This window comes from Phyllobacterium lublinensis, assembly GCF_020164435.1.
GTDB lineage: Bacteria > Pseudomonadota > Alphaproteobacteria > Rhizobiales > Rhizobiaceae > Phyllobacterium > Phyllobacterium lublinensis.
In genome coordinates, this window is record NZ_JAIUDQ010000001.1 from 1 (window position 1) to 23,623 (window position 23,623).

Annotated in this window: 24 protein-coding genes; 17 read left to right on the forward strand and 7 right to left on the reverse strand. The window is 57.0% G+C overall.

Annotated elements, in window-relative coordinates:
- The 3 genes from K9U38_RS00005 to K9U38_RS00015 form a co-directional block, all read left to right on the forward strand.
- Positions 1 to 525 (forward strand): SPFH domain-containing protein (locus K9U38_RS00005; protein WP_255606837.1); only part of this gene is annotated, 525 nt, incomplete at its 5' end.
- Positions 526 to 542: 17 nt separating this feature from the next.
- Positions 543 to 728, forward strand: coding sequence for a DUF2065 domain-containing protein (locus K9U38_RS00010; RefSeq protein ID WP_224492291.1), 186 nt, complete (start codon positions 543 to 545; stop codon positions 726 to 728).
- Between the two features lie 117 nt (positions 729 to 845).
- On the forward strand, positions 846 to 2,393 hold the full coding sequence (locus K9U38_RS00015) for a DegQ family serine endoprotease (protein WP_224492292.1): 1,548 nt from the start codon (positions 846 to 848) through the stop codon (positions 2,391 to 2,393).
- Positions 2,394 to 2,527: 134 nt separating this feature from the next.
- On the opposite strand, the gene serB is transcribed toward K9U38_RS00015, so the two are convergent.
- Complete coding sequence (gene serB, locus K9U38_RS00020; protein WP_224492293.1) at positions 2,528 to 3,415, reverse strand: phosphoserine phosphatase SerB; 888 nt, start codon at positions 3,413 to 3,415, stop codon at positions 2,528 to 2,530.
- A gap of 27 nt (positions 3,416 to 3,442) precedes the next feature.
- Here serB and miaA point away from each other — a divergent pair, with 27 nt between their 5' ends.
- Positions 3,443 to 4,324, forward strand: a complete 882-nt coding sequence (miaA, locus tag K9U38_RS00025) for a tRNA (adenosine(37)-N6)-dimethylallyltransferase MiaA (RefSeq protein WP_224492294.1) — start codon at positions 3,443 to 3,445, stop codon at positions 4,322 to 4,324.
- Between the two features lie 4 nt (positions 4,325 to 4,328).
- Here miaA and K9U38_RS00030 read toward each other — a convergent pair whose 3' ends face one another.
- Positions 4,329 to 6,209 (reverse strand): ATP-binding protein, encoded by a 1,881-nt coding sequence (locus tag K9U38_RS00030; protein WP_224492295.1) that lies wholly within the window; start codon positions 6,207 to 6,209, stop codon positions 4,329 to 4,331.
- A gap of 373 nt (positions 6,210 to 6,582) precedes the next feature.
- Here K9U38_RS00030 and K9U38_RS00035 point away from each other — a divergent pair, with 373 nt between their 5' ends.
- From K9U38_RS00035 to K9U38_RS00045, 3 genes are all read left to right on the forward strand, one after another.
- A complete protein-coding gene (locus K9U38_RS00035) occupies positions 6,583 to 8,388 on the forward strand; it encodes an acetolactate synthase 3 large subunit (protein ID WP_224492296.1) in 1,806 nt (601 codons plus the stop codon).
- Positions 8,389 to 8,410: 22 nt separating this feature from the next.
- Complete coding sequence (ilvN, locus tag K9U38_RS00040) at positions 8,411 to 8,983, forward strand: acetolactate synthase small subunit (RefSeq protein WP_106710188.1); 573 nt, start codon at positions 8,411 to 8,413, stop codon at positions 8,981 to 8,983.
- 126 nt (positions 8,984 to 9,109) lie between these two features.
- Positions 9,110 to 9,703, forward strand: coding sequence for a LysE family translocator (locus tag K9U38_RS00045; protein WP_224492297.1), 594 nt, complete (start codon positions 9,110 to 9,112; stop codon positions 9,701 to 9,703).
- A 1-nt stretch (position 9,704) separates the two neighbouring features.
- Here K9U38_RS00045 and K9U38_RS00050 read toward each other — a convergent pair whose 3' ends face one another.
- Positions 9,705 to 10,178 (reverse strand): DUF2269 family protein, encoded by a 474-nt coding sequence (locus tag K9U38_RS00050; protein WP_224492298.1) that lies wholly within the window; start codon positions 10,176 to 10,178, stop codon positions 9,705 to 9,707.
- Between the two features lie 6 nt (positions 10,179 to 10,184).
- The gene (locus K9U38_RS00055; protein ID WP_224492299.1) at positions 10,185 to 11,477 is read right to left on the reverse strand and encodes an SDR family oxidoreductase; all 1,293 of its coding nucleotides are present in this window, start codon (positions 11,475 to 11,477) and stop codon (positions 10,185 to 10,187) included.
- A gap of 79 nt (positions 11,478 to 11,556) precedes the next feature.
- On the opposite strand from K9U38_RS00055, the gene nthA reads away from it, so the two are divergent.
- From nthA to ilvC, 9 genes are all read left to right on the forward strand, one after another.
- The gene (gene nthA / locus K9U38_RS00060; protein WP_224492300.1) at positions 11,557 to 12,177 is read left to right on the forward strand and encodes a nitrile hydratase subunit alpha; all 621 of its coding nucleotides are present in this window, start codon (positions 11,557 to 11,559) and stop codon (positions 12,175 to 12,177) included.
- The gene (gene nthB / locus K9U38_RS00065; RefSeq protein ID WP_224492301.1) at positions 12,174 to 12,833 is read left to right on the forward strand and encodes a nitrile hydratase subunit beta; all 660 of its coding nucleotides are present in this window, start codon (positions 12,174 to 12,176) and stop codon (positions 12,831 to 12,833) included. Before nthA ends, nthB begins: the two co-directional genes overlap by 4 nt.
- Entirely contained in the window at positions 12,826 to 13,182 is a 357-nt protein-coding gene (locus K9U38_RS00070; RefSeq protein ID WP_224492836.1) for a nitrile hydratase accessory protein, read from the forward strand. The genes nthB and K9U38_RS00070 overlap by 8 nt, the downstream gene beginning before the upstream one ends.
- A 1-nt stretch (position 13,183) precedes the next feature.
- Positions 13,184 to 13,630, forward strand: coding sequence for a hypothetical protein (locus K9U38_RS00075; protein WP_224492302.1), 447 nt, complete (start codon positions 13,184 to 13,186; stop codon positions 13,628 to 13,630).
- A 59-nt stretch (positions 13,631 to 13,689) separates the two neighbouring features.
- Complete coding sequence (locus tag K9U38_RS00080) at positions 13,690 to 14,817, forward strand: ATP-dependent DNA helicase (RefSeq protein ID WP_224492303.1); 1,128 nt, start codon at positions 13,690 to 13,692, stop codon at positions 14,815 to 14,817.
- A 167-nt stretch (positions 14,818 to 14,984) separates the two neighbouring features.
- The gene (locus K9U38_RS00085; protein WP_224492304.1) at positions 14,985 to 15,725 is read left to right on the forward strand and encodes a pyridoxine 5'-phosphate synthase; all 741 of its coding nucleotides are present in this window, start codon (positions 14,985 to 14,987) and stop codon (positions 15,723 to 15,725) included.
- A gap of 142 nt (positions 15,726 to 15,867) precedes the next feature.
- Complete coding sequence (locus K9U38_RS00090) at positions 15,868 to 17,793, forward strand: potassium transporter Kup (protein ID WP_224492305.1); 1,926 nt, start codon at positions 15,868 to 15,870, stop codon at positions 17,791 to 17,793.
- 233 nt (positions 17,794 to 18,026) lie between these two features.
- Positions 18,027 to 18,683 (forward strand): TetR/AcrR family transcriptional regulator C-terminal domain-containing protein, encoded by a 657-nt coding sequence (locus K9U38_RS00095; protein WP_224492306.1) that lies wholly within the window; start codon positions 18,027 to 18,029, stop codon positions 18,681 to 18,683.
- A gap of 18 nt (positions 18,684 to 18,701) precedes the next feature.
- The gene (gene ilvC / locus K9U38_RS00100) at positions 18,702 to 19,721 is read left to right on the forward strand and encodes a ketol-acid reductoisomerase (RefSeq protein ID WP_224492307.1); all 1,020 of its coding nucleotides are present in this window, start codon (positions 18,702 to 18,704) and stop codon (positions 19,719 to 19,721) included.
- A gap of 61 nt (positions 19,722 to 19,782) precedes the next feature.
- Here ilvC and K9U38_RS00105 read toward each other — a convergent pair whose 3' ends face one another.
- Together K9U38_RS00105 and K9U38_RS00110 are read right to left on the reverse strand one after the other, a co-directional pair.
- On the reverse strand, positions 19,783 to 20,535 hold the full coding sequence (locus K9U38_RS00105) for an SDR family NAD(P)-dependent oxidoreductase (RefSeq protein ID WP_224492308.1): 753 nt from the start codon (positions 20,533 to 20,535) through the stop codon (positions 19,783 to 19,785).
- Between the two features lie 70 nt (positions 20,536 to 20,605).
- Entirely contained in the window at positions 20,606 to 21,382 is a 777-nt protein-coding gene (locus K9U38_RS00110; RefSeq protein ID WP_224492309.1) for an SDR family oxidoreductase, read from the reverse strand.
- Between the two features lie 220 nt (positions 21,383 to 21,602).
- Between K9U38_RS00110 and K9U38_RS00115 the strand changes: the two genes are divergently transcribed.
- Positions 21,603 to 23,183 (forward strand): winged helix-turn-helix domain-containing protein, encoded by a 1,581-nt coding sequence (locus K9U38_RS00115; RefSeq protein ID WP_224492310.1) that lies wholly within the window; start codon positions 21,603 to 21,605, stop codon positions 23,181 to 23,183.
- Between the two features lie 27 nt (positions 23,184 to 23,210).
- Here K9U38_RS00115 and K9U38_RS00120 read toward each other — a convergent pair whose 3' ends face one another.
- Complete coding sequence (locus K9U38_RS00120; RefSeq protein ID WP_224492311.1) at positions 23,211 to 23,564, reverse strand: BA14K family protein; 354 nt, start codon at positions 23,562 to 23,564, stop codon at positions 23,211 to 23,213.
- Positions 23,565 to 23,623: the final 59 nt, after the last annotated feature.

Sequence of the window (23,623 nt, forward strand, 5' to 3'; positions counted from 1 at the left end):
CTGTCCGATGAGCGTGCCGGCATGATGCATGAAGTGCGCGAGCAGCTTCGGCCCGATGCCGAATCCCTGGGTCTGCAGATTACCGACGTGCGAATTCGCAGGACGGATCTAACACAGGAAGTCTCCCAGCAGACATTCGATCGCATGAAGGCCGAACGCCTTGCCGAAGCCGAACGCCTGCGGGCACGGGGACGTGAAGCGGCACAGCGCATCAAGGCCATCACAGATCGTCAGGTGGTCGAGATCATTGCCGAAGCACGCAAGGAATCGGAAATCGCCCGAGGCGAGGGCGAGGGCGAGCGCAGCCGCATCTTCGCGGAAGTGTTCTCGAAGGATCCGGACTTCTTTGCCTTCTATCGTTCAATGACGGCATATGGCACCGCGTTGGACAACACGGGAACGACGATGGTGCTTTCGCCCAATTCCGAGTTCTTCCGTTATTTCCAGGACTCGAAGGGCACTTTGCCTCCTGTCAGTGGATCGACACCGCCGGTTACCCCGGCACCAACGCCCGCCCCTCAGTAGTAGGGCGGGCCTGGGGGATGGTTGATTTCATCGATGCCGTAGGGCTGTTCCTCGTATTCGAGGGGCTGCTCTACGGCTGTTTTCCGCTGGTTGCAAAACGGCTTGCGCGCGATGTGAGTGAACAGCCGGATGGGTTCCTGCGTATCGCAGGTGTCGCTTCGGTTGCCGCGGGTGTAGCAGTCGTTTGGATGGCGCGCGGCTAGCAGTTAAAGGCGAAGTCATTCTCGCCTTTCATCAAACCTTCGTGTCGGCGGTCATATTTTTGTCTACTCTCGCCGTTCTGTTGTATTATCCGAGCTCTCGATTAAAGGCCCGAACGTATGGTTTTCAACACTGGTCGCTCCGCTTTCCGTTCCACCACAGCGGCAATCGCCCTGATTGGCTTTGCTGCAACAAGTGCTGTTCCGGCCTTTGTGACCGTTGCCAGGGCGCAGAGCCAGGCCGCTCCGGTGCCAAACAGCGAACAGCCGCGCGCACTCGGCCCGGCATCGGTGGCCGATCTCGCCGATGGATTGCTCGACGCGGTCGTCAATATTTCCACATCCCAGACCGTCAAAGGCCAGGATGGGGAATCTGGACCAATACCGATGCCGAAGGTGCCGGAAGGCTCGCCCTTCCAGGAATTCTTTGACGAGTATTTCGGCAAGCAGGCGCCTGGCCAGAACAATCCTTCGCACAAAGTGCAGTCGCTTGGATCGGGCTTCGTTATCGATGCCGAACAGGGGATTGTTGTCACCAACAATCACGTCATCGCCGATGCGGACGAGATTGAAGTCAACTTCAATGACGGCTCGAAACTGAAGGCCGAACTGGTCGGCAAGGACACCAAGACGGACCTAGCGGTTCTCAAGGTGGATCCGAAAAAGCACAAGCTTGTTGCCGTCAAATTCGGCGACTCGTCCAAGACCCGCATCGGGGACTGGGTGATGGCCATCGGCAATCCATTCGGATTCGGGGGTACCGTGACCGTGGGCATCGTTTCGGCACGCAATCGCGATATCAATTCGGGGCCGTACGACAATTTCATCCAGACAGACGCTGCCATCAATCGCGGCAATTCGGGTGGGCCGCTCTTCGATATGTACGGCCAGGTGATTGGCATCAACACGGCGATCATTTCGCCGACGGGCGGGTCGATCGGTATCGGATTTGCAATCCCGGCGGAGCTTGCTTCCGGTGTCATTGGGCAGCTGCGCGAGTTTGGTGAGACGCGGCGCGGCTGGCTGGGCGTTCGCATCCAGCCGGTAACGGACGAGATCGCCGAAAGCCTCGGCATGCCGTCGAGCAAGGGCGCGCTGGTTGCCGGAATCATCGATGGCGGCCCTGTCGCCAACGGCGCAATCCTGGCCGGCGATGTGATCATTCGTTTCGACGGCAAGCCGGTCAACAACGTAAAGGACCTGCCGCGTGTCGTCGCCGAGAGCCCTGTGGGCAAAGAGGTTGATGTGGTCATCGTCCGCAAAGGCAAGGAGGAGACCGTAAAGGTCACGCTCGGCCGCCTCGAGGACGGAGAACAACAGGCCAAGAAGGATGATCAGACAGGCCAGGGCGAAGATGGTTCCGTGCAGAATGTCGACGTGCTCGGCATGACGCTCGATACCCTCAACGATGACAGCCGCAAGTCGTTCGGTATCTCGAAGGAGGTTCAGGGCGTTCTGATCACAGAAGTCCAGAACGACTCCATAGCCGCCAACAAACGCATCCAGGCTGGCGATGTCATCGTGGACATTGCGCAGGAAACCGTTTCGACACCTGGAGACGTCGCTGCCCGAATCGAGAAGCTGCGGGATGAGGGCCGCAAGAATGCGCTGCTCATGCTTGCATCAAAAACCGGCGAACTGCGCTTCGTGACGCTACAGATGGATTAATCGCCAGATCCGATTGGATTTTGCACAAAAGAGTCGGGTTTCGTGTGAGGAATGGCAATTCTCGACTAAATATTCGCGAATCTGACTCAATTTTTTCAACGTCCACGCGAAAAAGTGCTGTAGTGACGCGAGCGTCAGATGACGAAATCTGCCTTCCGGTATCCCTGGATATAAAGGAGAGCGGTCAAATCGCCATGGTCGATCCGCACCCTGGCCTTGGCCGCAACGGAGGGTTTGGCATGCAGCGCCACGCCCGTACCGGCCAACTGCAACATTCCGAGGTCGTTGGCGCCGTCGCCAACGGCAATTGCTTCCTGCGGCGAAAGGCCGAGGCGTGTGCATATCGATTCGAGAGCCGCAACCTTTGCCTCTCGGCCCAATATGGGCTCCTTCACCTCGCCAGTTAGGGATTTGCCGTTGTCTATCAACGTGTTGGCGCTGTTTTCATGGAAGCCGATCATGTCGGCGATGCGCTGGGTAAAAACAGTGAACCCGCCTGACACAAGCGCGGTATAGGCGCCATGCTTCTTCATTGTCCGGACCAGTTCGGGCCCGCCAGGCATCAAAGTGATACGGCTGGCAATCACTTTGTCGATGACCGAATAGGGCAAGCCCTTCAGCAATCGTACACGTTCGCGCAGCGCAGGCTCGAACGCAATTTCTCCATTCATCGCCTGCGCCGTAATGGCGGCAACCTGATCGCGCAGCCCCGCCTCTTCTGCCAGTTCATCGATGCATTCCTGCTGAATCATGGTTGAGTCCATGTCGGCGATGAGGATTTTTTTTCGCCGAGAGTCTTGATCTTGCACGACAATATCGATCGGGTCGCCATCGATTGTGCGTTTCAGCTCCGCAAGGGCATCTTCGGCCTTCATGGTATCGCGAAGCGCAATGTCACAGGCAACTCCGTCCGCCAGCCAGTAAAGACCTGTTGCATTGACGGCAGCGGAGGCTTTAATCCCGAGAGCAGGTGCCAGCCCTGCGGTGGCTGGATTGGCGATGAGCGTGGCCATCAACGACATGAGCAGATTTCCGATTGGACGGTTAGGGTGACAAAAAGACAGGCAATCCTGATAGCCGGACCGACGGCCAGCGGCAAGTCGGCACTTGCTCTTCGTTTGGCTGCCGAGTCCGGCGGCGTCATCGTCAATACGGATTCCATGCAGGTCTACAAAGTGCTGAACCTGTTGACGGCCCGTCCAGGTCCTGACGACGTGAATGCCGCTCCCCACTACCTCTATGGCCACGTTTTCCCCGACATCGCATATTCCACCGGACGCTGGCTCCTGGATGCGGAAAACATACTGGCAAATCCAGAACTATTTGAAAAAACTATGATTTTCGTGGGAGGAACCGGGCTTTATTTCCGCGCGCTTCTGGGTGGCTTGTCCGCTATGCCAGAGATCCCGGCCACCGTCCGTTCCTATTGGCGCAGTCAGGATGCCGAGCAGGGAGCGGAAAGGCTCCACGCAGTTCTTGCCGAAAAGGACGCCTTGGCTGCGTCGATTTTGCGCCCGACCGACAGTCAGAGAATTGTCCGAGCCCTGGAAGTTTTCGACGCTTCGGGTCGCTCAATCGTTGAATGGCAAAGGGAAACCGGAAAATCGCTGATCGAGGGCGACGTTCGAAAGATCGTCATCGAGCCTGATCGGCAATGGTTGGGGCAACGGATAGCATCACGGTTCGACCTGATGATGAAGGGAGGAGCGATCGATGAGGTGAAAGCCTTGCTGGCGCTTGGTCTTTCGCCCGATCTGCCAGCTATGCGCGCAATCGGTGTACGTGAAATTGCAGAGGTCCTGGCGGGCCGGCTGGCGATGGAGGAAGCCGCGGAACGCGCGACGATTGCCACCAGGCAATACGCCAAGCGGCAAATGACATGGTTTCGCAATCAGTTGGGTAACGACTGGGAACGACTGCCCTATCCGTAAGATGTCAGCTCTTGTCGTCGCGGAAAGTCCGGATGAGATCACTTGCCCGGAACCGTTCGACATTCCCGGGCTGCGGTCTCAAAGACTCCTGGTTGCGAAGGGTTGTGTCGGCGCTACGCCATTGCGGCTTCGCCGCTTCCTGAGATTGTGATGACAGGCGCTGGCTTGCAATAGGCGTGCTGACGATGCCTTCGAAAGTATCGGCCGTATCCTCGCTGCTGGTGGGTTCCGCCGCATTGAGTTGGCGCATCCGCATCAAGACCGTGTCCAGCGACAAATGGGCATCGCTGAGGCGAACCGATTCTTGCGTTTTCGCCATGTTGGCTGCGGGAAGCTGGGCAGCCGGGATGTTTTCAAACATCATGCGCATGGGTGTCGGAACCGCTTCACCGAAAGCAATCGCCTCACGGTTGGCAATCGATGACAGAAATCCGATGGTGCTTTGTGACGCCCCGGAAATGGCGCCGCGGATGATTTCCTGGTCCCGTTCGTTGCCAAGCCGCATCGCAAATACCGTGCTGCATTGGGAGAGAATCGTTGCGTCCAGTTCACCCGGCCGCTGCGTCACAACCGAGAGATAGACGCCATACTTGCGGCCTTCCTTGGCAATGCGTGCAATTGCCTGCCTTGTGGGCCAGAAGCCCGCATTCGCATCGGCCGGAATGTAGCGATGGGCCTCTTCACAGACAACCAGCGTTTGCAAGCGGCCGTCACTCGATACGGCAAGGTCGAAAGCCATGCGGCAGAGCACCGATGCAACCGAGTTGACCACTTCAGAAGGCAGTCCGGCCAATTGGAACACGCATATCGGGCGATCGTTCTTCGGAACCCTGAAGATGTGCCCGATGGTTTGGCGCATAGTATCGAGCGTCGTAGGCGCTGAAAACATGAACCGGTAGCGTGGATCGTTGACCAAGGCCAGCAAGCGCTGCTTGAGGGCCTTCATTGTGGGACGATCCGGTTTGCCGTCCAGTTGACCGATGCGCTCTTCGATGAGCTTCACGAGATCGGCCATCCGGTAGGGTGCGGGGGTGTCCGCGGTCATCGATGAATAATCGCGGTCCTTTTTTAGCAGCGAAGTTGAATTCGCCGCATCGGCACTTGCAAAGCGCTCCTTGGCAATCGGGATCAGGTCTCGCAGTATATCGACTTCTGCAGCGATGACCGGTCTTCCGCGGAAGACTGCCTCGGCAAATTCATCAAGCCTGAAGAGCCAGTAGGGCAGGTCGAATGAGGTATAGTCTATTGATATTGCGTGCTCGGGAAACGCACTGGCGAATTCATTGTGCGGATCAAGGATCAGCACGCGCAAATCGGGACGCTGCTTGATGATCTTGCGCAGGAGCAGGGATACGGCGCTGGATTTACCGACGCCCGTACTTCCCAAGACGGCAAAGTGCCGCGAAATAAGACTGTCGATCGAAATCAGGGCCGGAATGTCGGCGTTTTGCGAAAGGTGGCCGACCGATACCGTGTTGTTGAGAGTCGTCGTGTAGATACTCGCCAAATCAGCTGCACGAATGCGGTGGGCAAGGGCGCCCATGTGCGGATAGTTGGCGATACCCGATGAAAATCGCAATGTGCCGTCAGGGAGTGTTCTGACCTGTCCGACCAGCTCGACATGGATGTGCATGCTGTGGTCGGCACCCGGCGCCCATTCGGCAATCGGAAGGTCAACCTTGTAGACCAGGCCTACGATGCGGCTGGTATCAACCTGAATGGATATCAGCTGCCCGACGACCCAGTAATCGTCCGACGCGTGCACGGTGGGCCCGGTCTTGGCGTGGATAATGGCCTTTTCACCATTACACTCGATTACGTATCCATCGGTTCGGTTTCGAACCAGTGGCCTCGGCTGTTCAGAGTGCAAGGCTTCAGCGCTCATTCGATGTTCAATCCGAAGTTGTCTAAGGTTCAAATCTGATCCGTCACCCTATGCTCAAGGCATTGAGAATATATTAGCGCAGTTGCTTGCATTTGACCGTTGTGTGACGGCAGTTGGCCAATGGTTACCGATCAATTTCACTTCAATTGCATTTTGACGTTGACGGATAGAATTTGCCAAATTATCGTCCGCGACCATGAAAACAGTTCTTATCGTCGTGGGATCGCGCATGGGCAGGGTGTTGTAAGCACCCGGCGAAAGCTCCCATGCGCGAAACACAGGCTCCTTCGGGGGCCTTTTTTATTTTCAACATGTCAGATAAACGAAAATCAACCGAAGTGCCGCGCGCCGCAGAATAGACGGGAAGAAATCGATGACCGCAGAGAGACAGGATAGTGATAGCCACACATCGCAACGCCGGGAAATGACCGGCGCCGAGATGGTGGTTCAGGCCCTCATTGATCAGGGTGTTACGGATATTTTTGGCTATCCGGGCGGCGCCGTCCTTCCCATATACGATGAGCTGTTTCAGCAGGATCGGATCAATCACATTCTTGTCCGGCACGAGCAGGGCGCAGGGCATGCGGCCGAAGGCTATGCTCGTTCCACCGGCAAGGTCGGGGTGATGCTGGTTACATCGGGCCCCGGTGCGACGAATGCGGTGACGCCGCTTCAGGATGCCTTGATGGATTCAATCCCGCTCGTCTGCATCAGCGGTCAGGTTCCAACAAGCCTTATAGGCTCCGATGCCTTCCAGGAATGCGATACCGTCGGCATTACCCGTCCCTGCACCAAGCACAATTGGCTGGTGAAAGATGTCAACGATCTGGCGCGTGTTCTGCATGAGGCTTTCCACGTTGCAAAAACCGGCCGCCCAGGGCCTGTTCTGGTTGATGTTCCCAAGGACGTTCAGTTTGCAACGGGCATGTACACGCCGCCGGAAACCGCTCCACGCACAAGCTACAACCCGAAAGTCCAGGGTGACATCGAGGCGATCAAGCAAGCAGTTGCACTGCTGGCATCGGCAAAGCGCCCCATCATCTATTCCGGGGGCGGTGTCGTCAATTCCGGAAACGAGGCAAGCAAGCTGCTGCGTGAACTGGTCGAGCTGACGAATTTCCCGATCACATCGACGTTGATGGGTCTGGGGGCCTACCCGGCATCGGGCAAGAATTGGCTCGGCATGCTCGGTATGCATGGGACCTATGAAGCCAACATGAGCATGCATGACTGTGACGTCATGTTGAACGTAGGAGCGCGTTTTGACGACCGCATCACTGGCCGTATCAGCGCCTTCTCGCCAAATTCGAAGAAAATCCACATCGATATCGATCCGTCTTCGATCAACAAATCCGTCCGCGTCGATATTCCGATCATCGGGGACGTAGCCAACGTACTCGAAGACATGGTTCGTCTCTTGCGGGCATCTTCAATCCAGCCCGACAAGAAAGCCATTGGCGAATGGTGGTCGCAGATCGACAAATGGCGGGCGCGCAAGTCCTTGTCCTATACGCGCAACAAGGACGTCATCATGCCGCAATATGCGCTTGAGCGACTCTATGCCCTGACGAAGGATCACGATACCTACATCACGACGGAAGTTGGTCAGCACCAGATGTGGGCTGCTCAGTTCTACGGATTTGAAAAGCCGAACCGCTGGATGACATCGGGCGGTCTTGGCACGATGGGTTATGGCCTGCCGGCGGCGTTGGGCGTACAGATCGCCCATCCGAATTCGCTGGTCATCGACATTGCCGGCGATGCTTCCGTACAGATGACCATGCAGGAGATGAGCGCTGCCGTTCAATATGAAGCTCCGATCAAGATCTTCATTCTGAACAACCAGTATATGGGCATGGTGCGCCAATGGCAGCAGTTGTTGCACGGCAATCGCCTGTCGCATTCCTATACAGAAGCGCTGCCGGATTTCGTCAAGCTGGCAGAAGCCTATGGCGGCCATGGTATCCGCTGCGAAAAACCCGGCGATCTGGACGATGCAATCCAGGAGATGATCGATGTCAAGAAGCCGGTGCTGTTCGATTGCCGCGTTGCAAATCTGGCGAATTGCTTCCCGATGATTCCGTCCGGCAAGGCCCACAATGAAATGCTGCTGCCCGATGAAGCGACCGACGAGGCAGTCGCCAATGCCATCGACGCCAAGGGCAGACAGCTCGTCTAAGAAACCGGAGAGGATATATAGAATGAACGCTCAAAATCTGGCCTCCGGCTCGGCATATTTCATCGCCAAGGAGACGGAACTACCGGTGACCACGGTCCTATCGGTTCTTGTCGACAACGAACCGGGCGTCCTTGCCCGCGTTATCGGCCTCTTCTCTGGAAGGGGTTATAATATCGAAAGCCTTACCGTTTCTGAGACTGAACACGAACAGCACCTGTCACGTATCACGATTGTGACGCGTGGTACGCCGCACGTTCTCGACCAGATACGCCACCAGCTTGAGCGGATCGTGCCGGTACACCGCGTTGTGGACCTTTCGGTACGGGCAGACGAGTTGGGCCACGACAAGCCGATTCAGCGCGAGCTTGCCTTGGTCAAGGTCGCAGGACTTGGCGAACACCGCAACGAAGCACTGCGGCTCGCCGACGCCTTTCATGCCAAGGTTACCGATGCAACCACGGAGCATTTCATCTTCGAGATCACGGGGAAGGGTTCGAAGATTGACCAGTTCATCGCAATCATGAAGCCGCTCGGCCTCGTGGAGATCTGCCGAACCGGCGTCGCTGCCATGAACCGTGGCCCATTGGGCATGTGATCTGGGGCAAGTTCGGCAGATGCGAAAATCGAGTCAGGGATACGCAAATTGTATCCCTGACAAGATTGCTGTTGAGCGTAGTGGCATCCGATCCTAGCGTTTGGCCATAGATAAGGTTGGTTGCCAATGACGATCGAGATTTTTCTGACGCTGCTTGTCTTTGCTTTTGTAACGTCGATTACCCCCGGACCAAATAACCTGATGCTTCTGGCGTCAGGCGTCAATTTTGGGTTCAAACGGTCAATTCCCCACACACTGGGGATTGGAAGCGGATTCTTCTCGCTGCTGCTGGGTGTCGGTTTAGGTCTGGGGGCGTTGATCCAGACGTTCCCGCTGCTTTATACGATCCTGAAGATAGCCGGTGGTGCCTATCTGGCTTACCTTGCCTATAAGATTGCAATCTCACGTTCGCTCAGTGAGGTCGATGGCAAGGCTCGGCCCATGACATTCTTGGAAGCTGCCGCATTCCAGTGGGTAAATCCGAAGGCATGGGTCATGGCTGTAACGGCCATGGCGACCTACACGTCACCGGACGCTTATTTCGCGACCGTGTTGATCGTCAGTATTGCATTTGCACTCGTCAACATACCGTCGGTATCGAGTTGGGCGGCTTTCGGGCAGATGATGCGTGGCTGGCTCACCGATCCCGTGCGATTGAAATGGTTCAACATCAGCATGGCAATTTTGCTCGTTGCCAGCCTGTGGCCGATGCTGAAGTAAGCTACCAGCCAAGAACCGGCTTTGTCAGCATCAGCCAGAAAATGGCGATGACCGCGGCGAATGCCGGAAAGCCGCAGGCAAACCAAACATTGTAAAGCCGGAAATAACGAGTGGGCAACTCATTCTCCCCCGCGACGGCCTCCATTGCGAGGTTTCGCAATTGAATCTGTATCCAGACGACCGGAAGCCAGAAAATACCTGTCATCACATACAGGCCTAGAGACAAGACAATCCAGGGTGTGTCCAGTGGCCAACCCACTGACCGTGCAAGCAAATAGCCGGAGAGCGGCTGCAGGATGACCGCCGTGGTTGTAAATAGTGCGTCAGCGAGGACCACGATTCCTGCCACATGACTGATCTTGGCCGGGTCGCGCGTTCTATGGGCCATGACCATAAAGAAAGCGATCCCCATACCAGTGCCAAAAAGTACCGTCGCGCCGACAACATGGATCAACCGGAGCATGTCTTCGTACATTGTCGCCTATCGTTCGTTGATTACTGCCATGCCGACCAGGGTCAGAAACAGAGAAGGGATTACCTTCACATAAGGTCCGAGCGGATCCAGCCAGAGGGTGGGAGTGAATAAGGAGCCACCTATGAGGTAGACGATACTGATGAGCAGCATCCCCGTCATTGCGATTGTTGCGAAACGTCGGAACAAGACAAGGCACCCGAGTACGATGTCCACGAGGCTTGTGCACACTGTCAGGACTACGGAACTGGTCTCACCAAAGCTGTCTGCGAGGTGGGTCGTGGATGCAGAGAAAGCAAGCAACGCTATGATACCCGACACAGTCCAGAACAATGCCAGCACCAGGATTATCAACGGTTTCAAAAGATAAAGCCGAGCAAACCATAGATCCTGGACACCTGACAAACTGGCAGAGAGCGTTTCTTCGAGGGAGCGTAGCTGGAGCACCGAAGGCGACGTATCGACGGCATTGCTGGAGAACACGCCGTCCGCCATGATTTTCATTGCTGTTGAACGTAGTGGCGAACGCCAACCGAGGAAACCGGCGCAATCTGCAAGCCAGGCTGTGATTGTCGCCAGCCTGTGCGGCAAACGGACAACTGTTGCCTTGCCGAGCCCTAACCATGATCGATGTGCCAAGACAACATCGGCCAGGGTATGATGCTGCCGCGAGGCGAGCGCGATATCGCTTGCGGTCGAAATCCGGCCGTCCAGGCTGGCACTTACGGCTTCAGTGAGATCGCTGAGCGCCACAATCTCAACGGGCCTATCGGAATGAATCAAGGGCACAATCAGTGGGAACGACGCAAGCGAGCGAATGAGGGCGGTGCCGCCATGGGCATTGCGCCCAATAACCAACGCAGGCCGCAAGATGATGTGCGGCACCGTCGATTGGACAAGCGCCTCATCTGCTGCACGTTTTGTGGCGATAAAGGGCAAACTTGCGCCGCGACCTTCAATCGCCGTCGAAATCTGAACGACCAATCTTACGCTGGATTGGGCGGCCGCTTCATAGAGCTTGAGCATGGCGTCAAGCTGAACGGCGGTTACATTATCGCGGGCACCGTCTTGCAGCGCACCAACGCAGTTGACCACGGCATCCACGCCCGCCAGAAGCGGAACCCAGTCGTCAACGCTCGTGAGCTTGCCAATATCGATGGAACGCCACGTAACCTGTTTGATGCGCCGGCAGACCTCAGCGATATCGCGCCCCACCGCTGTCACTACGTGACCATCAGACAACAATCGCTGGCAGACCTGCTGGCCGATGAATCCAGTGCCGCCGAGTACCAAGACTTTCATGAGCATCAGGTGCGTGTATCTTTTACTGAATGTTCGTTGCTGGCTTGCTGACTCGCATGGCCGACATTACAGTCAACTCATGCCACACAATAGTGATGACCACCACCACGATAATGAACTGGATCCAATGGCGGCTCGGGTACGCGCATTGGAGACGATTCTGACGCAGAAGGGTCTCATTGATCCGCTTGCCATAGACGCAATTGTCGAAACCTATGAGACGAAGGTTGGGCCGCGCAATGGGGCCAGTGTTGTCGCCAAGGCCTGGGTCGATTCCGAATATGCCGATTGGCTGAAACGCGACGCCACTGCAGCGATCGCATACCTGAGCTACACTGGACGCCAGGGCGAGCACATGCAGGCGGTATTCAACACCCCTGATACGCACAATCTCGTCGTCTGTACGCTCTGCTCCTGTTATCCGTGGTCAGTGCTTGGGCTGCCGCCGGTCTGGTACAAGTCGCCCCCGTACCGTTCGAGGGCTGTCATCGACCCGCGGGGCGTTCTTGCCGAATTCGGCCTGACCCTTCCGGCAACGACCAACATACGCGTGTGGGATTCCACTGCAGAGTTGCGCTATCTGGTCGTGCCTCTGCGTCCGGCGGGGACCGAGGGTTTCACCGAAGACCAGCTGGCCGCGCTCGTCACGCGCGACTCCATGATCGGGACCGGGCTGCCACTCGCAACGGAGGCCGTATGAACGGCGCGCAGGATCTTGGCGGCCAGATGGGCTTTGGTCCCATCGCGCCGGAAAAGGACGAACCGCTCTTTCACGCGGATTGGGAAAAGCGGGCGCTTGGATTGACCATTGCCGCTGGTGCCATGGGCCATTGGAATATCGATGAAAGCCGCCACACGCGTGAAAGCTTGCATCCAGCGGACTATTATTCCTCCACCTATTATGAGATCTGGATTAAGGGGCTGGAGGCTCTCCTGCAGCGACATGGGTTCATCTCGGCGCAGGAGCTGAACGAGGGACATGCGCTTGACAAGGGGGTAAAGCCAAAACGGGTCCTGAAAGCGGAGAATGTGGCCGGAGCTCTCGCGAAAGGCGGGCCATGTGATCGCCCCGTTGGCGCAAAACCCCGTTTCAAGGCAGGCGATAGGGTAAAGACGCGAAATTTCAACCCGCAGACCCATACGCGCTTGCCCCGCTATGCTCGAGGGAAGACCGGACGGATCGAGGCGGTCCGAGACGGTTTCGTCTTTCCTGATACAAACGCTCATGGCAAAGGCGAGAATCCGCAATATGTCTACACGGTGGTCTTTACTGGCCCTGAAATCTGGGGCGATGAAGCAGACGCGACTTTGACCGTCAGCATCGACGCCTGGGAGAGCTATCTTGAGCCTGCGTGAGTTGATTACGCATTCGCGGGGCGTTCCGGCGGATGGCGACACGCCTGTGTTTGCCGAACCCTGGCAGGCGGAGGCCTTTGCTATTGTGGTTGCATTGCATGATCGCGGGCTGTTCAGCTGGAATGAATGGGCGAATGCACTCTCAACGCAGCTCAAGCGTCCCGATGCTCTCGCCGACGGCAGCGACTACTATCATGGCTGGCTCGCCGCGTTGGAGTCTATCATTGCGACCAAGAACATTGCAGGCAAGGAAGACATTGACGACCTTGCCGCAGCTTGGCAGCGAGCCGCCCATGCGACACCCCATGGCAAGCCAATCCTACTTGAAAATGATCCGGACCGGTCCTGAAATGCAGATATCGTTGAGAATGCGCCAGCTGGCGTTGGTTGCAGTGGCGTTTGGGCCAGTGCTCATTGGCGGCCATGCTATGGCGCAAGATGCTTCCTGGCCGGCGACGACAGAAGAGGAATTGCGCAAGGTGATCAGCGGATCGACGCTGACGGGAGAAATCAAAGCGGAGCCCCCGTTCAACTTCAGCGAGTTCCTCGGGCCGGACGGCAAGTCTCGCGGCAAGATGATCGAATGCTGCAGACCGGAACAGGTTCTGACAAAAGGCATGCCCTATGCAGGTGATTGGACGCTGGAGAAGGACAGCCTGTGCCTGACCTACGAAGGCGAGGAGCAAAAAATTTGCTGGCGGTTGCAGGTCAAGGGCGATCGCTTCCGCATGGTCGATGACAAATTTGGCCGCATCGGCGAGGGCCAGATACGTCCGGGGAATCCTGATAACCTCTAGTATTGGCGACGAGAGCCCATTTTCCTTGCTCTTGTGCGTCGAATCCGTCACTCAGGGTCATGCAATTATCACCACAACAGGATGAAGCGCTTCTAGCCGTTTCAAAATGGCTGAAGGATGGGCGTAAGCCGATTTTTCGGCTTTTCGGTTATGCCGGCACTGGCAAGACGACCCTGGCGCGTTATTTCGCGGAACACATCGAAGGGGACGTCCAGTTCGCGGCATTCACCGGCAAGGCGGCGCAGGTCCTTCGCTCCAAGGGCGCCACGAATGCCCGTACATTGCACTCGTTGATCTACCGTCCACGAGGCGAAGAAGCCGTTGAGGACGAAACCACGGGCAAGACCAGTATCGCCCCGACATTTTCGCTGAACCGGCAAAGCCCGGTGGCAAAGGCCAAGCTAATCGTTGTGGACGAATGCTCCATGGTCGACGAGCAATTGGGACGTGACCTCATGAGCTTCGGTACGCCCATTCTCGTACTAGGCGACCCCGGTCAGTTACCCCCCATCTCCGGCGGTGGCTTCTTCACCGAGCATGAACCCGATTTCCTCCTGAGCGAGATTCATCGTCAGGCCCGCGATAACCCTATCATTCGGCTGGCACTGGACGTCCGTGAGGGGCGCGAATTCAGCTACGGGGATTTCGGCGCAGCAAAGGTCATTTACAAGACCGACGTGACGCAAGACCTGGTGCTCAGCGCCGATCAGGTGTTGGTAGGCACCAATCGCACGCGCAGGCGCTACAATCACCGGCTGCGTGAGCTGAAGGGATTCTCCGCGTCGTTTCCGCAGGCCGGAGACAAGCTGGTTTGCCTCCGCAATGATCCTGCAAAGGGACTGCTCAACGGGTCGTTGTGGAAAGTCATGACCTCTTCGCGGGAGACCGTCAAGCCGGGCATCAATTTGCTCGTTGCTCCGGAAGATGAGGAGCCGGGCAGGGGCGTGGCCAAAATCAAGCTGCTCAAGGCGCAGTTTGAAGATCCCGACACGGAAATCCCTTGGCAAACGAAGAAGCGGTTTGATGATTTCGACTATGGTTATGCGCTGACAACCCACAAAGCCCAAGGTTCACAATGGGACGATGTCGTGCTTTTTGATGAAAGCTACGCCTTTCGGGACACACGCGAGCGCTGGCTCTATACAGCTATTACGCGTGCCGCCGAACGTCTGACTGTCGTGCGCTGAATATCGGCTGGTTCTGTAATACTTCGCTTGGAGGTTGAGGAAGGTCTGTCGGGGCGGGACGACTGTCGCAGCCGATATTCCGAACTTCGTTTTTTATTGAAATAGAAATGTTTAATGTCGCATTTCTCATGTAAAAGAATGGCAGGACTCCCTGCCGGACACCTCAAATGACAGCGACACTCTCCGTCAATCTCAATGCAATTGCGATGCTTCGCAATCGACGTGACCTTCCCTGGCCAAACGTTATCAGCCTTGGCCGTATTGCCTTGGCAGCTGGAGCATCGGGGCTCACGGTGCATCCGCGTCCGGACCAGAGACATATTCGTTTTTCCGATCTGCCGGCGATCCGTGCATTGATCGACGATGAGTTTCCCCAGGCGGAATTCAACATCGAAGGCTATCCCTCGGCGGAATTCCTGGAGCTCGTTGCAGAAAATGAGCCCGAGCAGGTGACTCTGGTACCTGATGATCCGCAGCAATCCACCTCCGATCATGGATGGGATCTGGAGCGGGAAGCTGACTTCCTTCGCCCCGTTATTCAGCGCTTGAAACGCCAGGATGCTCGTGTCTCCTTATTCGTCGATCCGCATCCCGAAGCCCCCTTTGCGGCCAAGGCGCTTGGTGCGGATCGGATCGAGCTCTATACTGGCCCCTATGGCGGCGCCCATGACGACCTACGCCGCGCGAATGACGAGCTAGCAAAACTGGAAATGACTGGCGCTGCCGCGGCACAAGCACAAATCGGCGTCAATGCAGGGCATGATTTGACAGTCGCCAATCTTCCTCCATTAGTCAGGAAATTGCCAAATCTTCTGGAAGTATCAATTGGTCATGCCCTGACTGCCGATGCATTGGTCCACGGAATGTCCGGCGCGGTAGAAAGATTCATGGATGCACTCAAAGCCTAGCCCGTTGATTCGCGCAGAGGATTTGCGTTGTCATGCGTTTTTGCATAACGTGAGTGAAGAGCTATGAAAAAATGGCGATTGATATTGCGCTGCAACACGACTAACTCGTCCGCCCACGCTGTAGGAGCGAGGGAAAACCTTTATGATTGACCAGTCAATGGGCGACGAGAACTGCGATAACGGTGCCGTCACCTATGAACCGGAACCGCATCACAAAGAAGCTTTCCCTGTGCTCGTGCTTGGTGCTCTCGGCGTCGTCTATGGCGATATCGGCACCAGCCCTATCTATGCATTTCGCGAGGCTCTTCACGCCGCGTCCCTGGATGGCACTTTGAGCCGTACAGATGTGCTCGGCGTCGTCTCGATGATCTTCTGGGCGCTGACGGTCATTGTAACCATCAAATATGTTCTGTTCGTGCTTCGCGCAGACAATGACGGCGAGGGCGGCATTCTGTCCCTGATGGCGTTGGCGCGCTCAAGTTTCAAGACGCGCCCGCAACTCATTTTGGCCCTCGGTATTGTCGGAGCGTCGCTTTTCTATGGCGATGCGGTCATTACGCCGGCGATTTCGGTTCTCTCGGCCGTTGAAGGTCTCGAGATTGTTACGCCAGCGCTCGAGCCCTTCATCGTCCCAATTACACTTGTCATCCTGCTGACCCTGTTTTCAGTCCAACGTTTCGGCACCGCGCGCGTTGCGACGATCTTCGGACCGATCACTCTGCTGTGGTTCCTGGCGCTCGGGTTCTTCGGTCTTTGGCATATCGCGGACGATCTGAGCGTCTTTGCGGCGTTCAACCCCATTTATGCGGTGGAGTACATCGTCGAGAACCCGGCGACGGCGTTCCCGACCATTGGCACGGTATTTCTGGCGGTCACCGGCGCCGAAGCGCTTTATGCAGATCTTGGTCATTTCGGACGCAAGCCCATCGCCACGGCCTGGATGTGGATTGTCTTTCCCTGTCTGCTCCTGAATTATTTCGGACAGGGTGCATTCATTCTCGCTCATGGCGAAGCCGCGAAGAATCCGTTCTTTGAGATGTTCCCGAACTGGGCGCTGTTACCAATGGTCGTACTCGCCACGATGGCGACGGTGATCGCCAGCCAAGCGGTGATTTCCGGCGCCTATTCCTTGTCCCGGCAGGCGGTACAACTCAATATTCTGCCGCGTTTGAACATTGAGCATACGTCCGAAAAGCAGTCGGGACAGGTTTATCTTCCCCGCGTGAACGCGCTGCTCGGGCTTGTCGTCATTCTGCTGGTGCTTGGTTTCGAGCGATCGTCCAATCTTGCGTCGGCATACGGTATCGCGGTTACCGGCAACATGATCGTTACGACGACCCTGCTTTTCATCGTGATGAGCCGCATCTGGAAGTGGCGCATGTGGATCGCGGTCGCGGTGACACTGTGCTTCCTGATCATCGACGTGACGTTTGTCAGCGCCAACCTCATCAAGGTGGTCGATGGCGGCTGGGCATCGCTGGTTGTCGCATTCCTCATCATACTGATCATGGCAACCTGGGTCCGCGGCAGCCGCCAGCTCTTCGAAAAGACCCGCAAAGGTGAGGTCCCGCTTGACCTGATCTCCAAGAAGATGGCGGAAAATCCGCCGACCCTTGTGCCTGGCACCGCTGTCTTCCTGACCGGCGATCCGAAGAGTACGCCCACGGCGCTCATGCATAGTCTCAAGCATTACAAGGTCTTGCACCAGAGCAATGTCATCCTGACCGTTATCACGGCCCCCACGCCGCTGGTCAAGAAGAGCGATCGGGTACGAATCGAGCCGATCAATGACCTGTTCATGCGTGTGACGCTGACATTCGGCTATATGGAACGTCCGAACATCCCGCGCACCCTCGCGATCTGCCGCAAGCAGGGCTGGAAGTTCGACATCATGACGACGTCCTTCTTCCTTTCACGACGTTCGCTGAAGGCATCGGCACGATCTGAAATGCCGCATTGGCAGGACCGCCTGTTCATTGCGTTGGCGCGGACGGCCAGCGATGCGACGGAGTATTTCCAAATTCCCACCGGGCGAGTCGTTGAAATCGGCACCCAGGTGAACATCTAGGTGCTTGCCCGGAAACAACCGGGCACACCGTAAAATCAATCGCACGTTGAAATTTTCAGTCCAGAATCGCGGTTTTTCGGTTCAGTTCTGGAAAAAGGCAGATGGTTCATGGGTGCGCCTGTATAAATGCAGTTGGGCAAACCGGAATATTTCTTACGACCGCTTGCCAAACATGCTCGGCCATATTACAACGCCGCCGTAACGTACGGTACGGTACGGTGGGAGAGCGGCGAGTGCAGCCAGCAGTAGAAGTCAACGAGAATGCCTTGACCGAGCGCCAGAAGGACGTGCTCGATGCGGCACTGGCCCTGCTTGTCGAAGCCGGCGACACATTGACAATGACGAGTGTTGCGCGACGTGCGAGTTGTTCCAAGGAAAGCCTCTACAAATGGTTCGGCGACCGCGACGGCCTTCTGACGGCGACCGTGCAATGGCAGGCGGCGAAGGTGAGGGGCGTGCCTGTCGATCCTGAAGCGTTCAGCCTGAAGTCATTGACCAGTGGCCTTGAGCGTTTTGCATCTGACTGGCTGCGCGTCCTTTCGGGCACTATTTCGGTCGCGCTTAACCGGGTCGCCGTTGGACATGCCGGCAGCGACAAACATGATCTCGGCGCGATCGTGCTCGAGAACGGCCCGTTCGCAATGGCGCGCCGGCTGAAGCCGCTGCTTCAGCTCGGGCTGGATACCGGCCTCCTTGCATTCAATGACACAGATGAGGCGTTTCGCACTTTCTTCGGGCTGGTGGTCCGGGATGTGCAAATCCGGTTGTTGCTTGGCGACCGGTTCGAATTGACTGAAGCGGCGATCGACCGGGATGCCCGGCGGGCGACACAGCAGTTTCTGGCTCTTTATGGAGTTCATAAAACGGCCGACATGGCCACTAAATCCTAACACGGGAAGGATACATCAATGCGTGTATATTACGACCGCGATGCGGACATCAATCTGATCAAGTCGAAGAAGGTCGCGATCATTGGCTACGGATCGCAAGGGCGCGCCCATGCGCTCAATCTGAAGGATTCAGGTGCCAAGGAATTGCGCATTGCACTGCGTCCTGGTTCAGCGACCGCCAAGAAGGCAGAAGCCGATGGCTTCCAGGTCGTCAGCGTAGCCGAGGCCGCAAAGTGGGCCGACCTGATGATGATGGCGACGCCGGACGAACTGCAGGCCGACATCTACAAGGATCACATTGCCGACAATATCCGCGATGGCGCTGCCATTGCTTTTGCTCACGGCCTCAACGTGCATTTCGGCCTCATCGAGCCGAAGAAGTCGGTTGACGTCGTCATGATCGCACCGAAGGGCCCGGGCCATACGGTACGCGGCGAATACCAGAAGGGCGGCGGCGTTCCCTGCCTGATCGCAATCCATCAGGATGCATCGGGAAATGCCCATGATCTTGCGCTGTCCTACGCCTGCGGCGTTGGCGGCGGACGCTCGGGCGTCATCGAAACGAATTTCCGCGAAGAGTGCGAAACGGATCTGTTCGGCGAGCAGGTCGTTCTCTGCGGCGGTCTGGTCGAATTGATCCGCGCTGGTTTCGAAACGCTGGTCGAAGCCGGTTATGCACCGGAGATGGCCTATTTCGAATGCTTGCATGAAGTGAAGCTGATCGTCGACCTGATCTATGAAGGCGGCATCGCCAACATGAACTATTCGATCTCCAACACGGCTGAGTGGGGCGAATATGTGACCGGTCCCCGCATCATCACTGCCGAAACCAAGGCCGAGATGAAGCGCGTTCTTAGCGACATCCAGACCGGCAAGTTCACGTCCGACTGGATGCAGGAATACAAGGCCGGCGCATCGCGCTTCAAGGCGATCCGCCGCAACAATGACAAGCATCAGATTGAAGAAGTCGGTGAGAAGCTGCGCGGCATGATGCCCTGGATCGGCAGCAACAAGTTGGTCGACAAAGCCAAGAACTAAGGCTCAACGCCTAAACGAATGAAGTGGCCGGTGGATCGCTCCACCGGCCGTTTCGTTGTATTCAGGAGGTGACGAGCCCGCCATCGACCGCGATGACCTGTCCGGTAATCCAAGTCGCGCGCGGATCTGCCACGTTCAATATCCATTGGGCCACATCGTCAGGGACGCCGCGTCGGCCAAGGGGAATACTCTGGCGCTCCTGGTCCTTTACGGCGGCAATCTGTTCATCGGAAAGCTTCATGCGTTCGCGAAGAAATTCGGTCTCGACCGGTCCCGGCGCTATGGCATTCACCCGAATTCCCTGGGGTGCCAGCTCGAGCGCCCAGCAGCGTGTGAGATGCTCTACAGCCGCCTTGCTCGATGCGTAGAGCGACAGGCCAGCGGCAGCCTTGCTGCCAAACGTGCTCGACATGTTGACGATAGCGCCCTTTGTCTCCGCAAGGTGGGGAACGGCAGCGGCGGTGAGAAGGACGGGGCCGGTAACGTTCACAGCGAAGATATCTGCGACGGATTGGGCGCTGGTTCCAACCAGTGGCTGGATGGCGCCGTTCCCGGCATTGTTGATCAGTATGTCAAGTCGGCCCCACCGATCGAGTACCGCTTCGATCGTGCGGTGAGCAGTCTCCGGATCTCCTGCGTCGGCAACATGACCGTGAATGTTCGGATTGTTGACCGATATCTCTTCCAGCACTTCCTTACGACGTCCAGTGATAAGGACTTTGGCGCCATGTGCGGCGAATTGCTTGGCAGCGGCGAGACCGATTCCGCTGCCTCCGCCGGTAATGAGGACGGTTTTCTCTTTGAAAGCGTTCATAAATGTGTCCTGCTGAGTTTGCTGTGGGCGGATGTGCTGGAATGAGTAGCAAGCTCAATCCAGCATAATTTTAGTGAGCGTGGGCGGTTTCGCCGGCCTGCGATGTGATGCTGCCGAGCCAGTCGCGCCAATGGATCGAACCCAAATGTGCATCATCGCCGGGGGTAAGGGATTGATCGTTGACGTCGATACCAAAGTAACGCGCATGAACGTCGGCCACGACCGTCCTTGGATCCTTTGTGGCAGCCAGAAACTGCCGGGCAATCTCATCAAGGGGTATCTGCTCGGGACCGGCGATCTCGACAGTGCCGTTGACTGGCTGGCCCATGGCGAAGCGTGCCATGGCCCCGGCCACGTCGTCAGAGCCGATCGGCTGGAAAAGCGCTGGCGACAGGCGAACCGTTTCCCCGACCGTCCCTGACTGGGCAATAGCGCCCACAAATTCAAAGAACTGTGTGGCCCTGACGATCGTATAGGGGATCTTAGCGTTTTTGATCAGGTTTTCCTGAACCCACTTTGCGCGGAAGTAACCGCTCGAAAGCAGGCGCTCGGTGCCAACCACCGACAGTGCGACGTGATGCTTTACACCTGCGGCCGCTTCTGCCGCGAGAAGATTGCGTCCGGACGTGTCGAAGAACTCCATCACAGGTTTGTCTTCGAACGACGGCGAATTTGCTACGTCCACTACAACCTCGGCGCCGGCCAGCGCTTCTGCCAAGCCTTCACCTGTCAGCGTGTTAACGCCTGTTCTGGGCGATGCCGCCAAGACCTCGTGCCCCTCGCGGCGCAGCCGGCTGACCACATTCGTTCCAATGAGGCCCGTACCTCCAATTACCACGATTTTCATGGCTCGATCTCCTATGTTGTCCGTCGCATCAGTGCGATCGACTGCGGTGGAGAATGCCGGAGATACAGATTGAAGTCCTTGTCGCGCTCTTGGATTGTCATTGCGTTTCCCTTGACTATTTGTCCAAGAGCGCAGCATTCATGGTAACGGATGATTGAAAATCAGGCTGCCCGAGCTGGTATCGGCAAGGTACCCGGCTGAGGGGGCAAGGAGCACCAGAGTGTCATTCAAATTCGGAGACTATGTGCTCGATACGACGCGTCGAGAACTCACTCGCGGGTCCGAGCCAATTGCGATCGGTCCCCAGGTTTTCGATTTACTGATCCACCTTGTCGAGAACCGGGACCGCGTCGTCAGCAAGGACGACCTGCTCGACGCGGTATGGGATGGACGGATCGTCTCCGAATCGACCATCACGAGCCATATCAACGCCGTTCGCAAGGCGATAGGGGACAATGGCGTCGATCAGCGCCTGTTACGGACGGTAGCCCGCAAAGGATTCCGGTTCGTGGGTGACGTGGAGGAGGCGGTTTCGCCGGATGAAGGGGCCCTGCCGGAGCCGAGGCCGGAACCGAATGCGAATGTTGGTGGCAGCCTGCCCCTACCGGACCGGCCCTCCATAGCAGTCTTGCCATTTCACAACCTCAGTGGTGATCCGGAACAGGAGTATTTCGGCGATGGCGTGGTGGAGGACATCATTGCCGCGCTGTCACATATTCGCTGGCTCTTCGTCATCGCCCGCAACTCGAGTTTCACCTATAAGGGGCTGCCAGTCGATGTGAAGCAGGTAGGGCGCGAGCTGGGCGTGCGATATGTCCTGGAAGGCAGCGTGCGCAGGTCAGCAAACCGGGTACGCATGACCGGCCAGCTCATCGACGCCACGACAGGCGGGCATCTTTGGGCAGATCGTTTTGAAGGCAATCTCGACGACATATTCGAGCTTCAGGACCAATTGGCCACGAGCGTCGTGGGCGCTATCGCGCCACGGCTGGAGCGGGCGGAAATAGAGCGTGCAAAGCGTAAATCCACGGAAAGCCTCGACGCTTACGACTGCTATCTGCGGGGAATAGCCAATCTGCAAAAGGGCGGCAAAGAGGACATCAACAAGGCATTGCCCTTGTTTCACAAGGCAATAGAGCTCGATCCCGACTTCGCCTCGGCTTACGCCATGGCAGGGTGGTGCTATTTCTGGCGCAAGGTCAATGGCTGGATGGCGGACCGCTCCCAGGAGATCTCCGAGGGTATCCGGCTCACGCGTTGCGCCGTCGAGCTGGGCAAGGATGATGCGGTGGCGCTTGCCAGAAGCGGCCATGCGCTCGGCCATCTTGCCGGCGACCTCGAAGGCGGGATCGCATTGCTCGATCGGGCGTTGGTGCTCAATCCGAATCTGGCATCTGCCTGGTTTCTTGGTGGATTTCTGAGGACGTGGAATGGCCAACCGGATGATGCAATCGATCATTTTTCGCGAGCGATGCGCCTGAGCCCTCTCGACCCCGAGATGTTCCGCATGCAAGCCGGCATGGCAATGGCCCATTTATTTGCCAAACGCTTCGATGCTGCGTCGTCATGGGCGGAAAAATCATTCAGGGATCTGCCGACGTTCCTGATGGTGGTGGGCATCATCGCGGCGAGCCATGCGCTCGCTGACCGAACTGAGGAAGCGCATCGGGCGATGCAGCATTTGCGCCGCCTCGATCCGCAGCTCCGCATATCCAATCTCATTGACTGGTTGCCCATCCGCCGGGCTGAAGACCTTGCGACATTTGCGGAGGGTTTGCGTAAGGCGGGCCTGCCGGAATGAGGGATCGCGAACGCGGCTGAATCCTGACTACAGGGTGCAGCGGCGGCGCGGACCGTTGAACGGCTGGTATGTGTTGTCGAACGCGCGGTATGATTGGTACCGGCCCTGACAACGTTCTATCTGCGTTCGTTCTGCCGGTCTGACGCCCGACGGACCAATGGGCGTGCGCACCCGGAAGTCCTTGCAGCGTGACGATCCGGTGCAATCCGGCGAAGCGGGGTTGGCAGGCGAGTTGTTGCGCAGAATAAGCGGCTTGATGGGCACAGCATCAAGGCCGCGTGGCGCCGGTCGATACATCTGGATTTCCTGGGCCGGAACGACCGCCAGTTGCGTTGTCACCAGGAGGCCAAGCATCGCGATTATGATTTTGAAGGCTTTCATCGGTGCACCATCACAATAAGTCATCCTATTCATATAAGAGATTGAATGGCTGTTGGCCA

What these genes read in the sequence shown, in the direction of transcription:
- K9U38_RS00010 (WP_224492291.1), top strand. Translation starts at nt 543, where the DNA reads ATGGTTGATTTCATCGATGCCGTAGGGCTGTTCCTCGTATTCGAGGGG.
- K9U38_RS00015 (WP_224492292.1), top strand. Translation starts at nt 846, where the DNA reads ATGGTTTTCAACACTGGTCGCTCCGCTTTCCGTTCCACCACAGCGGCA.
- serB (WP_224492293.1), bottom strand. Translation starts at nt 3,415, where the DNA reads ATGTCGTTGATGGCCACGCTCATCGCCAATCCAGCCACCGCAGGGCTG.
- K9U38_RS00030 (WP_224492295.1), bottom strand. Translation starts at nt 6,209, where the DNA reads ATGAGCGCTGAAGCCTTGCACTCTGAACAGCCGAGGCCACTGGTTCGA.
- K9U38_RS00035 (WP_224492296.1), top strand. Translation starts at nt 6,583, where the DNA reads ATGACCGCAGAGAGACAGGATAGTGATAGCCACACATCGCAACGCCGG.
- ilvN (WP_106710188.1), top strand. Translation starts at nt 8,411, where the DNA reads ATGAACGCTCAAAATCTGGCCTCCGGCTCGGCATATTTCATCGCCAAG.
- K9U38_RS00045 (WP_224492297.1), top strand. Translation starts at nt 9,110, where the DNA reads ATGACGATCGAGATTTTTCTGACGCTGCTTGTCTTTGCTTTTGTAACG.
- K9U38_RS00050 (WP_224492298.1), bottom strand. Translation starts at nt 10,178, where the DNA reads ATGTACGAAGACATGCTCCGGTTGATCCATGTTGTCGGCGCGACGGTA.
- K9U38_RS00055 (WP_224492299.1), bottom strand. Translation starts at nt 11,477, where the DNA reads ATGAAAGTCTTGGTACTCGGCGGCACTGGATTCATCGGCCAGCAGGTC.
- nthA (WP_224492300.1), top strand. Translation starts at nt 11,557, where the DNA reads ATGCCACACAATAGTGATGACCACCACCACGATAATGAACTGGATCCA.
- nthB (WP_224492301.1), top strand. Translation starts at nt 12,174, where the DNA reads ATGAACGGCGCGCAGGATCTTGGCGGCCAGATGGGCTTTGGTCCCATC.
- K9U38_RS00075 (WP_224492302.1), top strand. Translation starts at nt 13,184, where the DNA reads ATGCAGATATCGTTGAGAATGCGCCAGCTGGCGTTGGTTGCAGTGGCG.
- K9U38_RS00080 (WP_224492303.1), top strand. Translation starts at nt 13,690, where the DNA reads ATGCAATTATCACCACAACAGGATGAAGCGCTTCTAGCCGTTTCAAAA.
- K9U38_RS00085 (WP_224492304.1), top strand. Translation starts at nt 14,985, where the DNA reads ATGACAGCGACACTCTCCGTCAATCTCAATGCAATTGCGATGCTTCGC.
- K9U38_RS00090 (WP_224492305.1), top strand. Translation starts at nt 15,868, where the DNA reads ATGATTGACCAGTCAATGGGCGACGAGAACTGCGATAACGGTGCCGTC.
- ilvC (WP_224492307.1), top strand. Translation starts at nt 18,702, where the DNA reads ATGCGTGTATATTACGACCGCGATGCGGACATCAATCTGATCAAGTCG.
- K9U38_RS00105 (WP_224492308.1), bottom strand. Translation starts at nt 20,535, where the DNA reads ATGAACGCTTTCAAAGAGAAAACCGTCCTCATTACCGGCGGAGGCAGC.
- K9U38_RS00110 (WP_224492309.1), bottom strand. Translation starts at nt 21,382, where the DNA reads ATGAAAATCGTGGTAATTGGAGGTACGGGCCTCATTGGAACGAATGTG.
- K9U38_RS00120 (WP_224492311.1), bottom strand. Translation starts at nt 23,564, where the DNA reads ATGAAAGCCTTCAAAATCATAATCGCGATGCTTGGCCTCCTGGTGACA.